The 13,015-nt window shown below is 33.8% G+C and carries 14 protein-coding genes; 2 read left to right on the forward strand and 12 right to left on the reverse strand.

Going from position 1 to position 13,015, the window contains the following annotated elements:
• Nucleotides 1-132: 132 nt before the first annotated feature.
• Nucleotides 133-1,920 (forward strand): glycosyl hydrolase family 28 protein, encoded by a 1,788-nt coding sequence (locus IAI10_RS09615; protein ID WP_315673094.1) that lies wholly within the window; start codon nucleotides 133-135, stop codon nucleotides 1,918-1,920.
• Between the two features lie 50 nt (nucleotides 1,921-1,970).
• On the opposite strand, the gene IAI10_RS09620 is transcribed toward IAI10_RS09615, so the two are convergent.
• The 12 genes from IAI10_RS09620 to dhaK all read right to left on the reverse strand — a co-directional run bounded on the left by IAI10_RS09620 (nucleotide 1,971) and on the right by dhaK (nucleotide 12,128).
• Nucleotides 1,971-2,789: an alpha/beta hydrolase gene (locus IAI10_RS09620; RefSeq protein WP_315673095.1), complete on the reverse strand. Its 819-nt coding sequence runs from the start codon at nucleotides 2,787-2,789 to the stop codon at nucleotides 1,971-1,973.
• Nucleotides 2,790-2,843: 54 nt separating this feature from the next.
• On the reverse strand, nucleotides 2,844-3,272 hold the full coding sequence (locus IAI10_RS09625) for a MarR family transcriptional regulator (protein ID WP_315673096.1): 429 nt from the start codon (nucleotides 3,270-3,272) through the stop codon (nucleotides 2,844-2,846).
• 137 nt (nucleotides 3,273-3,409) lie between these two features.
• Complete coding sequence (locus tag IAI10_RS09630) at nucleotides 3,410-4,597, reverse strand: MFS transporter (protein WP_315673097.1); 1,188 nt, start codon at nucleotides 4,595-4,597, stop codon at nucleotides 3,410-3,412.
• Between the two features lie 94 nt (nucleotides 4,598-4,691).
• Nucleotides 4,692-5,582: a HAMP domain-containing sensor histidine kinase gene (locus IAI10_RS09635; RefSeq protein WP_315673098.1), complete on the reverse strand. Its 891-nt coding sequence runs from the start codon at nucleotides 5,580-5,582 to the stop codon at nucleotides 4,692-4,694.
• Between the two features lie 21 nt (nucleotides 5,583-5,603).
• Nucleotides 5,604-6,398: an ABC transporter permease subunit gene (locus IAI10_RS09640; RefSeq protein ID WP_315673099.1), complete on the reverse strand. Its 795-nt coding sequence runs from the start codon at nucleotides 6,396-6,398 to the stop codon at nucleotides 5,604-5,606.
• 17 nt (nucleotides 6,399-6,415) lie between these two features.
• Nucleotides 6,416-7,333, reverse strand: a complete 918-nt coding sequence (locus IAI10_RS09645) for an ABC transporter ATP-binding protein (RefSeq protein ID WP_315673100.1) — start codon at nucleotides 7,331-7,333, stop codon at nucleotides 6,416-6,418.
• Between the two features lie 60 nt (nucleotides 7,334-7,393).
• Nucleotides 7,394-8,278 (reverse strand): ABC transporter permease subunit, encoded by an 885-nt coding sequence (locus IAI10_RS09650; RefSeq protein WP_315673101.1) that lies wholly within the window; start codon nucleotides 8,276-8,278, stop codon nucleotides 7,394-7,396.
• Nucleotides 8,271-9,194, reverse strand: coding sequence for an ATP-binding cassette domain-containing protein (locus tag IAI10_RS09655; RefSeq protein WP_315673102.1), 924 nt, complete (start codon nucleotides 9,192-9,194; stop codon nucleotides 8,271-8,273). Before IAI10_RS09655 ends, IAI10_RS09650 begins: the two co-directional genes overlap by 8 nt.
• Before the next feature lie 88 nt (nucleotides 9,195-9,282).
• On the reverse strand, nucleotides 9,283-9,972 hold the full coding sequence (locus tag IAI10_RS09660; RefSeq protein ID WP_315673103.1) for a response regulator transcription factor: 690 nt from the start codon (nucleotides 9,970-9,972) through the stop codon (nucleotides 9,283-9,285).
• Between the two features lie 32 nt (nucleotides 9,973-10,004).
• Nucleotides 10,005-10,388, reverse strand: a complete 384-nt coding sequence (gene dhaM, locus IAI10_RS09665; protein WP_315673104.1) for a dihydroxyacetone kinase phosphoryl donor subunit DhaM — start codon at nucleotides 10,386-10,388, stop codon at nucleotides 10,005-10,007.
• A 38-nt stretch (nucleotides 10,389-10,426) separates the two neighbouring features.
• Nucleotides 10,427-11,065 carry a dihydroxyacetone kinase subunit DhaL gene (gene dhaL, locus IAI10_RS09670; RefSeq protein ID WP_315673138.1) on the reverse strand — a complete coding sequence of 213 codons (639 nt, stop codon included), beginning with the start codon at nucleotides 11,063-11,065 and terminating at the stop codon, nucleotides 10,427-10,429.
• Between the two features lie 70 nt (nucleotides 11,066-11,135).
• A complete protein-coding gene (gene dhaK / locus IAI10_RS09675; RefSeq protein ID WP_315673105.1) occupies nucleotides 11,136-12,128 on the reverse strand; it encodes a dihydroxyacetone kinase subunit DhaK in 993 nt (330 codons plus the stop codon).
• Nucleotides 12,129-12,318: 190 nt separating this feature from the next.
• Between dhaK and IAI10_RS09680 the strand changes: the two genes are divergently transcribed.
• Entirely contained in the window at nucleotides 12,319-12,756 is a 438-nt protein-coding gene (locus tag IAI10_RS09680) for a GNAT family N-acetyltransferase (RefSeq protein ID WP_315673106.1), read from the forward strand.
• The last annotated feature ends 259 nt before the right edge of the window (nucleotides 12,757-13,015 follow it).

The raw sequence follows: 13,015 nt of genomic DNA on the forward strand, positions 1-13,015 counted from the left end.
CTCCTTTTTAAATGTTAAAAACATTTTGTAAATTACAAATTTATTATAGCACGCTTTTAAAAAAATAAAAACTGTATTTCTCACTTTTATCGTATTTCTTATAGAGATTATATTACGAATTGGAGGAAACTTATGAAACTAAGCCTTAAAAGTAAACTTTCCATAATACTTTTATTAATTATATCCCTAGGCACTTGTCTTTATTTTTTTAATTCACATCCAAAGACGCAAGATGAAGCAGTGAAAGAATCTACAAATGTTGCTGCAGCACAAGGATTGATAGTACCCACCTTAGCTTATAGTGAAAGCAGTATAACTTTAGCTTGGTATAAACCAAATAACTATGCGGATATTTCTTATTACAATATTTATAAGGATGGAAAGCTTATAGGTGATACTAAAAATTACTCCGCTTCCCCTAGCGCATCCCTCATAAATAATTTTTATAATGCTGCTGATAATTCTTCCGCTGTGAAAATAAGTCAGCACAATTATACCGTAACTAATTTAAAACCTAATACTCCCTATACCTTCACTGTAAAAGCTGTTGATACAGGCGGATTAGAAAAAAGTATAGGTCTTTCTGTGGTTCAAAGAACATCAAATTCTCCTAAAATATTTGATGTTACAAAATATGGTGCCATAGGCGATGGAAAAACTATTGATACTAAAGCAATACAAAAAACAATTGATGCCTCCTATGCCGGAGGTGAAGTACTTTTACCATCAGGAAAGACTTTCAAATCTGGTGCTATCTGGCTAAAGCCAGGTGTTATTTTCAAAGTTGATGGTACCCTTTTAGGCTCTGATAATCCCAAGGATTACATAAACTCGAAACATCCAACCAAAAAAGATGAAAAAGACAATGCTCTCATAAACTGTATAGGAGATAAAAAAATCAAAGATTTAAAAATTATAGGAAGCGGCACCATAGACGGTAACGGATGGAAACAAGGCAATTCAGAAATCGGAACAAATTTTCCTAATTCTTTAAATAGCAGCTTAGCTACTGTTGAGGAAAACGGGATTTTAGCTGCTAATCAATTTAAATTATCCAAAGATAAGGGACTCTCAAAAATTAAAGCTTACTCCACAAGATCTGATTTAGTTTCTGTAAGTCATGTTGACAATGTTTATTTTGGAGATGGCTTATCCTTTGAAAATCCTTCTCAACAAACCATAGGAATAAGTGATTGTAATAATGTTGTACTAAACGGTGCTCTAATAAAAACCTTTGACTGTAGCAATGGTGATGGGATAGATTTTAATTCCCAAGGACTGACTGTGCTTAATAGTGTTTTTGACACAGGAGATGACGATATAAATTTCACTGCTGGAAAAGGTGCTGATGCTGAAGGAAAAAGAAAGCCTGTAGACAGCGTTTGGATATTTGATAACTACTTTGGCCGTGGTCATGGAGCAGTAGTTGCTGGAAGTAATACAGCAGCTTGGATAGAAAATATTTTAGCAGAAGATAATGTATTAGATGGTACCGGTGCGGGGCTTCGCTGCAAAACTGCTTCTTACATAGGCGGAGGTGCTAAAGATATAATCTTTAGAGATTCTGCATTAAAAAATATCAATGATGGGGAGGGTGAACCTTTTATATTCACCTCAAATTATACGAATTCTACAGAAAGTGAAAAAGTACAACCTGCTAAAAGTCTACCAGTATTTAAAGACATTTCAGTCTACAATTGCAGTGTTGACGGTTCTAAAAATAGTGCTATTTTTATAGATGGGTTAAAGAATTCCTATGATGAAAATATAAATTTTAAAGATATAACCTTTAAAAACACCAAACCAGCTAAAATAGAATACTTAAAAAACAGCAGTTTTAAAAATATTATATTTAGCAAAAATATTAAAAATCCCTGGCAGATAACAAGTTCTTTTGATGTATCTGTTGATCCAAAATAAAATAATTAAGCGCAGATGTGTTCATATGTCACTAACTGCGCTTAATTGGCTTATCCTATTTTTATTCTTTCCACCCATTCATTAACCAAAGCATTGAATAAATATGGCTGTTCTATTTGCAAATTATGTCCTGCCATATCAAGCACTGCAAAAGTACCTCTTGGAAAGTTTTCTATTATATTTAAAGCATCTCTGTACCCTACAGAGCAGTCCTGCCTTCCTAGGATCATAAGCACAGGCTTATGAAATTTTCTGTTTTCATCGTCAACTTTAAAAGAAAATTCATATCCACTCTTCTTAAAATAATCTAAAAATTCATCATCAGCTATTTTTAGTCCACATACTATTTCTTTTTTGTATCTTTCATATATTTCCCTATTTTGAATAACTGCTATAGAGTTAAAGTCCTCTGCCTGCTCAATTGTCAAGGATGCTAAAATTTCATCATCCTTTACTAGTACTTGATGCTTTGAAACCTGACGTTTTTTCATATCGGCTATTATTGCAGGACAAATTAATACCATACCATCAACTCTATGACCTATACGATAGACTATGCCTCTTGACAAATATCCTCCGTAGGATTCTCCAGCTATCAAAAAATTTTCATCAAGAATAATTTTTTCTATAAATTCTAAAACTATATCCAGCATTATATCAGAACTATTTATCCATTCTGCACTTTCTGATTTTCCCATGCCAGGCAGGTCCAAATATATTCTTTTAAAATTGTCTGTAATTCCTGTCACTCTTTCCATGCAGCCAGTCATTAACCTATGATCTGGTGAATACCCATGAAGCATAAGCATTGGCTTCCCTTCGCCAATTATTTCATAATTGATAGCTATTCCTTTTACAATACATTTCATTTATTTTTCTCCTTCTAATATAATTAGAATTCTAATCATTCACATAAAAAAATTTTATTTTATATTTTTTCTTATTTTTCTTAAGAGCTTATCCAACTGATCTCTTTCTTCATTGGACAGGCATTCAGTAGGATCATATTTATGCTTATTACCCTCTGCCGCTTCCTGCTGAATCTCTAGCAGCTTTTGTCTGCCCTTTTCAGTAATATATATATTTATCATTTTTCCGTTTTCTAAATCCTTTTCTTTTCTTATCCATCCTTCTCTCTCCATATTTTTAATTATAACCGTTGCAGTAGGTCTGTCACAGAAAAGCATCTCTGCTATTTGAGATGGATTTAGAAAATCATTTTTAATTAATGTTTCTAATACATATTCCTGTTTCAAGGTTATTTTATGAGGCAGCAGATCCTTTTGTAAGCTGCGGCGCCAGGTAAGAAAAATTATACTCATTTGAGCCATTAATGGCATCTTTTTAGTCATAGGTATCCTCCACATAATTAGAATTCTAATCATAGTATACCATAATATCTTTAACTTTCAATACCTTGTAGCTTTACACCTAACAAATCTATTTAAATTATAAACGAAGATTTTTTTCTTCGTTTATAATTTGGAATTTAATTATTACCTCTTATTACATGAACGGCAATTGCTATTATTTGAGTTATTAATCCAAATACACATACTCCATACCATCCAAAATGTGAATAAGCTAAAGAACCAAAAAAGGATCCTAAGGCCCCGCCGGCAAAATATGAAACCATAAATACTGTATTTACTCTATTACGAGCCTCTTCACTGATAGCATGTACTCTGGTCTGATTAGAAATTTGGCAGGACTGAACTCCTAAATCTAGTAATATTACTCCTAGGATCAGTCCCCATAGCTTAAAGCCTAAAACTAAAAATACTATATAGGCCATACCTACAATTGCCATACCTATAGCTATAGTGAATCTAGGGCTTTTCTTATCGGACAATCTTCCCGCAACGGGTGCTGCGGAAGCTCCTATTATTCCAACTAACCCGAATAATCCAGCTGCTTGTGATCCCATATTATAATGTGAACTTCCAAGTAAGAATACAAGACATGTCCAAAATGCACTAAAGGCACCAAACATCATAGCCCCATTAATAGAAGCTTCCACTAATGATGGTTCATTTTTAGCATAATAAGCCATGGATTTAAATAGCTCACTATATTTCACCTGAGAAACAGGTGGACAAATCGGTATCAGTTTTCTTAAAAATAATGCCAGTATTATCATCATTACTGCCGCAATAACATATACAGTTCTCCAGCCTAAATATCCTCCTACCAAACCGCTAAAGGTACGAGATACTAATATTCCTATTAAAAGTCCACTCATTACTGAGCCAATTACCTTGCCTCGCTGATTAGGATTTGCCAGTTGGGCAGCCAAAGGAACAATGAGCTGCGGTACCACTGAAGTAAAGCCTATGGCAAAGCATGCTAACATAAGTATTTCTATGCTTGGCGAAAAAAACATTAGGGTTAGCGAAAAAGCAGAACAAAGCAGCATAATGCTTATTAAACTTCTTTTTTCCCTTATATCCGCTAGTGGCAATAAGAATAGCATTCCTACTGCATATCCTATTTGAGTAAGTGTAGCACTAAATCCGATATTAAGCTCAGATACCTTAAAGGTTTTTCCTATTTCTACAAGCAAAGGCTGTATATAATATAAATTTGCTACTACTATTCCACAAGCAGCAGCCATAACTAAAATCAAAAGATTGTTTAGCTCTGATTTACTGTTTATCTTCTCTTCTTCTAAAGTCATTATAGTCCCCTCTTTCATAATATTGATACTTATATGATACCATATATATTACTATATCAATATTTTTTATAGGTTATATAGCTATAACGAAACTTTATATCTTCCAAATAATTTTTATATCCAATGTTTCATTATGAAGTTCTGCCATTATTCTGTGACCTAATTTCTCTACTAAAGCTTTAACTATGCTAAGTCCAAGTCCTGTATTTTTTTCACTTCTGGAAAGATTTGCAGTAAAAAATCTATCAAAGATATGATTTATATTTTCTTCTTTTAAATTAGGAGCACTGTTTGAGAACTCTGTTATTATGAAGCCTTCCTCACTTTTTAAATTTATGCTTACTCCGCCTTCTCCGTGCTTTATCATATTAGCAATAAGATTAGAAAATATGCGAAGTACAGCTTTTTCATCTCCAATAATGTTAGGAATCCCTTCTTGAATTTGTATGTTTGGTTCTATGTTCTTATTTATGAAGTCATCATAGAATATAGCTATAGCTTCTGATAGAAGTTTTGATAAACTTATTGCCTTTAAATCAAATTTATATTCACTAGACTCTATTCTTGAGAGCTCATAAAAACTAGTTATAAGATCTTGAAGATTGCTTGCTCTTTTTTGAATTATATCTATATATTTTTCTCTTTCTTCTGTAGTTAAGTTCTCCGATTTAATGAGCTGCATATACCCTATTATAGATGTTAAGGGAGTTCTTAAATCATGAGATAAATTAGCTATACTTCTTCTTAATTCTTCTTCACTATGCTTGATTTTAGCATTTATTTTCTGATTTTTTTCATATAAGTAGTTAATGCATAAGGCAAGCTGCTCTATATCTTTATTTAATGTAGTGATCCGAATATTGCAATATTCTCCTTCACTATCCTTAATCTGCTTAGAAATATATTTTATATCCTTTTTATAGCCAAAAATAATGGCAAGCAAAAGCACTATTATTGCCAATAAAAATATGATCAACCAGTACATTTGCTCACCTCCTTTAAATATTTAAATCAGTTTTTCAGGAATAAATCTAGAGGAAATCTTCTTTATCAAAATGTAATCAAGTATAAAAAGAACACCGCCCACTATAAACATTGCAAGGTTGCTGAGCAAAATCACCCCTGTCATTTGGCCCACTAATACAAGAATCACTGGAATAACGAGAAGTCCACTTACTTGCTGTGCTTCCTGAAAGGTCTCTGACTTTGCCGATACCATCACAGTGAATATTAGTGATAATAAATTGATTGCAGGCGAAATCCAAAGTATGATTATGAGCCATTTTATATCTGGGAAAATAAGTTCTCCAAAATAAATATACCCACCTATATTAAATATAATACCAATGGATATAAATGAAATCAAAGTCACGATATAAGACGGTACAAAAACTCCTAAAATCTTAGCCCTAAGCAGTTGTTCCATAGATATTGGTGTATAAATTAAAGATTCTAGAGTTTTATGCTCCTTTTCTCCTACAAAACTACTGGCTCCGATAACTCCTGAACACATTATTGGAATTAAAAGAAAGTATGATGGAAACATAAAGTTTATCGTTACTTTAATTAAAAGCTGAGCAGGAGTATAATTTGTATATTCCGATGGCAGTTTTTTTAGGAGAGGGGCCATCTTTGTAATCATACTTGAATCATTTCCAATATAATTAGCACCGATTAATATTCCCAAGGGTATGATTACAGTTAGAATAATTGGTACAATAGTCATAGGCATAATAACACGTCTCGAACTTGTTATTTCATTTATATCCTTATATATCAATGCTTTTTCATTTCTATTCATATTCTACCACTCCAAACCTATAATGTTATATCATCAGATGTACCTTTTATATATTTAAAATACAGTTCTTCCAAAGTCCATTTCTGCTGTAAGGCCTCAAAAATTTCTCCTCCACTTGTCAGTATGCTTTGTATTAAAGTACTTGCTTCTTTGTCTCCTGAAATGGATTTACTATATAAACCATTAGCTTCATGGATAAATCCAAGTTTCTCCGAAATATTTTTACCTCTAATTTTTAATTGAAGAGTTGCATTTTTCTTTGAAGCAAGTTCATCAAATGTACCTAAACCAAGGATATTACCCTTATTTATAAAACCATATAATGTACAAATATCTTCAGCATATTTTAATTGATGCGTGCAAAGAAAAATTGTAACCTCGTTTTCCTCTGCAAGCTCTTTTATAAGTCTTGTAACATTCAGTGCATTTTCTGGATCTAAACCAGAGGTAGGCTCATCAAGGAATAAAATCTGAGGATTATGGACTAATGCTATCGCTAAAGAAAGTCTCTTTCTCATCCCTGTACTGAAAGATTTTACCTTCTTATCCTTTGCCTCCAATAGCTCCAGCCTTCTCAATATAAAATCAGAACGTTCATTAAGCGATTTTCCCTCCATTCCATGCATTTTCCCAAAGAATATTAGATTTTGCTTGGCAGTAAGATTTTCATAACAAGAGGAGCTTTCTGTCATAACTCCACATAGTTTATGAATTTGAAGATTATTTTTTCCCATAGGTATACCTAAAATTTCAGCGTGTCCTGCTGTTGCTGAAAGGACTCCATTAAGTATTCTAACTGTAGTAGTTTTCCCTGAGCCATTAGGTCCGAGAAATCCAAATATCTCACCTTTAGGTATTTCTAGACTTATATTATTCAAAGCATTAACCTGACTATCATAAGATTTTTTAAGATTTTCTACATTTATTGCATTCATGTTTTTCGCCTCACAATTATTAAACCTATAATAAGTTAAAAAGTTTAAAAAATGTTTGATTTATTTTATATCCTGCTTTTTAAATATGAATATTCCTGCCGAGGAAGCTATTATTAATGTTATAATTCCAACTATAGATGCTTTTAAAACATCATTATCAGCAGCTCTTACAGAAGTAGCTAAAGCCCAGTTATATGAAGTTGTGGACTCATACAATTTATCAAACCAAGAGTATTTGCCATATAAGAAAGAAAATACTGTAGGAAGTATGGTAAATCCCACTATTCCTATGCCTATAGTTGCTCCGTTGCTTTTAAACAATGTAGCTACCAGCATAAGCAGCGCTATAATTGCCATACCTAATACCGTAGCAGCCAAGAATATTTCTACTATTCCCAAAGCTTCTTGTACATTAAAGCTGCTCCCCCATCCGAAGATAGCACAGACTTCTATGGCAGTTACAAATAGTATTATAGCTAACATTACAGCGAAGCCTATAGTGCAGGCTAATAGCTTGGCTATATAATATTGCTCTCTTTTCTTTCCGTAAGCTAATATATTTTTTATGGTACCTGAAGAATATTCCTTAGCCACCATAGCTCCTACTAAAACTGACAATAATATTTCCATAACGCCTGACCCAAAGGCTGAATGAAATATTTCTTTTCCTGTAGGATGAAATATATCTTTAGCCTGTATATGAATCCCCATTCCAGAACCAGAGGATACAATAGGATCAGAATCCTTGCTTTGAAGGCTCTTCATAAACTGCTCCTGCTGCTGAGTAGTCATTCCTTTTAAACTGCTTTTTATAAAATCTTCCGAGGACATAAGTTTTGAAATTCCAATTGTCATAAAAGCTATAAGCAGTGCTATGACGCATAATACCCTAAAAGCCTTTGTTTTAAATAATACATAAGCTTCTGCTTTAATAAGTCTAAACATTTTTGCCACCTCCTACAGCATTTAAAAAGTACTCTTCAAGATTTTGCCCTTTCAATGATATATTATTTACTACCACTCCATTAACAGACAAAAGAGTATTTATTTTACCTACGTTATCAAGATGGCTGAATATTTTTATTATATTATTTTCCTGCACCTTATAATCGCTTATATTTAAATCCTTTTCCAGAAGCACAACAGCCTTTCCTGCATCATCCACCTGCAGCTCTATATATTGTCTGCATTTTTGCTTTAGCTCTTCAGCTGATATCTCTTCCAGCAATTTACCATCGTTTATTATTCCATAGCAGGTAGCTAGCTCCGAAAGTTCTCCTAGGATGTGACTTGATATCAATATAGTAACATCCTTTTCTTTATTTACCCTCTTTAGCAGTTCTCTGATTTCCACAATGCTCACAGGATCTAAACCATTTATAGGTTCATCTAGAATAAGAAATTTAGGATTTCCCAGAAGTGCATTAGCAACTCCTAATCTCTGCCTCATGCCTAAGGAAAAATTCTTCACTTTCTTTTTATCTACATCTTTTAATCCAACTAATTCTAAGGCTTCTCCTATGCTGTTCTTACCAGCTACATTTCTTACTAATCTAGAGACTTCAAGATTTTCCATCGCCGTCATATTCCCATAAAAAGCTGGTGTTTCAACTAAGCTCCCCACCATAGTTCTGGCCTCATCTAGTTCTCTTCCAGCACTGCGCCCAAGAAGTTCAATTTCACCGTTAGTCCTATGGATAAGTCCTGTTATCATTCTTATTAAAGTTGTTTTTCCTGCTCCATTCTTACCTATAAATCCATATATATCTCCTTTAGAGATAGTCATATTAACATCATTTACTGCTAATTGCTGTCCATATCTTTTAGTGAGATTATGAGTTTTTAGTACTATATCCTTCATTTAACTTCCTCCTTACCCTACCTTATACCTTCATTATGCAATACAAGATATAAGATAGACTAAAGTAAATCTTAAGAAAGTATTAAGATTATTCCTGGAGTTTAAATCCTATTCCCCATACCGTCTGTATATACTTTGTGTCCGCATCTGCCTCAGCCAGTTTTGATCTCAAATTACTCATATGAACATTAACAGTATTATCATCTCCCATGAATTCATCATTCCACACTACTTCAAAAATATTTGCTCTAGTAAATACCTTCTTAGGGTTTGTCATGAGAAGTTCTAAAATCTGAAATTCTATTTGAGTTAACGTTATAGTCTTATCGTCAACCCTCACTTCCATAGCCTGCCTATCCAAAACTATATTTTTATATTTAAGCTTACTGGCTTTTATATTTTCTCCTGAAAATTGCTTATACCTTCTAAGCTGGGCTTCCACTCTGGCAGTAACTTCATAAATATCGAAGGGTTTACTCACAAAATCATCTGCTCCAAGCTTAAGCACATTAATTTTATCTTCCTGAGAGGTTTTAGCAGATATAACCACTATAGGCATGATTTTAATTTTTCTTATCTCTTTTATTAGCTCTTCCCCGGTAATTCCAGGCAGCATTAAATCTAGAAGCACAATATCATAATCATATTGCTGAAGGCACATTCTAGCCTCAGTTCCAGAATAGGAACTCCGCACATTATATCCTTCTTTTACTAATACATCCTGTAATAGACCATTTATATCTTCATCGTCTTCTGCTATCAATATATTTTCTTTCATAAGGCTCACCCTGCTTTAAATTTTGATATAGCTTATTGCATTTTGTGCAAGCTCAGTTTTTCAAGAGTTCTTTTTATCTCTGCTTTGCTCTTATTTAAACTGCATTCTACTGCAGCTACCACAGCGCCTTCTACAAAACCAGCATCAACTATTTCCACCTTACCCTCATAATCTAGAAGCTCTAATGCCATTTCTGCGTTCATGTAGGAACTTCCCAAATCGAAAAGAATAAGGACACCATCTTCTGAATAAACCTCATTGACAGCATTAATAATTTTATTTATGTCAGTTCCCAGTCTTCCATCCTGAGTTCCTCCAGCTGCTGCGATTTTAACATCTTCAGCCATCTGAAGAGAAAGCTCCTTCACACCTTCTGCAACTTTTTCACTATGAGATACTAAAACTAATCCTACCATATATATTCTCCCTCTAAACTTCTATAATAATCATAATTTTATTTATTGAATGAACACACAGCCTCATATATAGTCTTAAGAATTATTGCTGCAGAAGCAGCTCCAGGATCTCTATGTCCTATGCTTCTGTCTCCAAGATAGCTAGCTCTGCCCTTTGTCGCAGAAATTCCTTCCGTTGCTAAAGCCCCCTTCTCCGCTGCTTTCCAGGCCTCTTCTAAGACTTTAATATGAGTCTCTCCCTTTTCCAGCAGGCTTAAGGCTTTCTCATAAGCTGGAAGTAATGCATCTAACATAGTTTTTTCTCCTAAAACGGCTTTTCCTCTCAGCTTAATTCCATCTATTGCAGCTTTTAATGCATTTGTGAAGTCTTGGATATTCATTTCTTGCTTTCCACTTAGTGTTACTGCTGCTTTCATAAAAGCAGTTCCATATAAAGGACCTGATGCTCCTCCTACATTTGATACCAAGGCCATACCAGTTTTCTTTAGTACATCCCCTATATCCTTACTTTCACTTTTATTAAAAGCTTCTTTTACCGCTCCAAAACCTTTACTTAGGTTAAGTCCATGATCTCCGTCACCTATGCTTGCATCCAGCTCTGTCAGGTAGAGTTTATTTTCTTCAATTTTATCTGCAATTTCATTTATTATATCTACAACTTGTTTAGTTGATGTCATATCGATTCTATCTCCCTTCTTATAACTATTGAATTCCATTTCAAGCCTTCATTTATCTAGAAAAGCTCTGTCACTTCTTGAAGGCAGGTGTATCTGCAGGGGCATCCAAAAGTTCCTTCAGTTCACTATCTAGTTTTAAGACACTTATTGAAAAACCAGCCATTTCGAGGGAAGTCATGTATTCACCCACAAAGGTTTTATAAATATTAATGCCTAGTTCACTTAATAGCTTATTAACTTTATTATTAACTATATAAAGCTCCATAAGAGGAGTAGAGGCGAGTCCATTGATTATCAACGCCACTTCATCTCCAGAATTTAATTTCAGGTCCTTTAATATCTTATCCATAAGCTGTGAGGCTACTTCATCGGCAGTTCCTATTTTTTCCCTATGAGTACCTGGTTCCCCATGTATTCCTATGCCTATCTCTACCTCATCCTCTTCCAATGCAAAATTAGGTTTTCCTGCTGCAGGAACAATGCAGGAGCTAAGTGCCATACCCATGCTTCTTACATTATTTATAACTTTTTCACCTATTCGCTTAACCTCTTCTAGGTCTAATCCTTTTTCTGCAGCTGCTCCAGTTATCTTATGTACAAATACGGTACCTGCAATACCTCTTCTTCCTGCAGTAAAAGTACTATTCTCCACTGCCACATCATCATTTACCACTATCTGCTCAACTTTTATTTCATCCATTTCCGCCAGCTCTTTTGCCATATCAAAATTCATTACGTCACCAGTATAATTTTTTACTATCAGCAAAACACCTTTTCCTCTATCTACAGCTTTTATTGCCTCATAAATTTGATCTGGAGTTGGTGAAGTAAAAACTTCTCCTGCCACGGCTGCATCCAGCATTCCTTTACCTACATAGCCTGCATGGGCAGGCTCATGACCGCTGCCTCCTCCGCTTACAAGGGCAACTTTTCTTTCACTGAGATCTTTTCTGATTAATACATTAGTATTTTCAATTCTTTTTAAATATTCTGGATGAGCTTTCTCAATTCCTGAAAGCATCTCTTGTAAAACATTATCGGGATTATTAATAAGTTTTTTCATATCATTATTCCCCCTAAATATCCATAATTAAAACTTTGTTCAAGCTTCCATAGCTTAATTATATTATAGATAATTTCTGCATACATTTGTTAAAACATACAAATTTATTTTTATTTCTGCCTTAACTCATAGCCATTGACTATTGTGAACAATTAAGTTATCATAGTAGAAATCCTGAGGAGGTTGTCTTATGAGAATTAATTGGTTTAATGGAAATGAAGATTTATCTGAGGCTTTCTATATAAGGAAAAAAGTTTTCGTTGAAGAACAGAATGTACCCTTAGCACTGGAGATGGACGAGCTAGATAAGGACAGCTATCATGTGGTTATTTACGATGATGAACCCATAGGCACTGGAAGAATTATTTTTCAAAACGGACTATGTTTTTTAGGAAGAATATCTATACTAAAATCCTACAGAGGGAAAGGTATAGGAAATATATTAGTAAAAGAAATGATTAGAAAAGCCTTCAGCTTAGGCGTTAACGAAGTACATATACACGCTCAGTCTCATGCTGAAAAATTCTATGAAAAACTAGGCTTTGAGATATATGGAGAAAAATTCTATGAAGCTTCCATCGAGCATATTTCTATGGTTATTCGAAAAATTGATACAGATATAAATTAAATATCTGTAAAATAAAAAACATGGTCAGCTGTCCATGTTTTTTTCCATGCTCTTTTATTTTAGGTTCTGTTTTAAATCAGTGTTGATTTTTACACTGATTTAAAACTTCATTCAGTTCGATGTGGCTATGTTTTAAAATGTTGATATTATCGTTTGAGTTTTAGGAACTCTTAGGGATTGCGACTTATAATTGGCGTAATTTTGCCCAGGACGGGCAAAGCAATTTTAGCGCCATGGAGGGCGCATTAAAATTGGTAGC

The sequence above is a fragment of the Clostridium sp. 19966 genome (assembly GCF_032335695.1).
In the GTDB taxonomy this organism is placed as follows: domain Bacteria; phylum Bacillota; class Clostridia; order Clostridiales; family Clostridiaceae; genus JACTOJ01.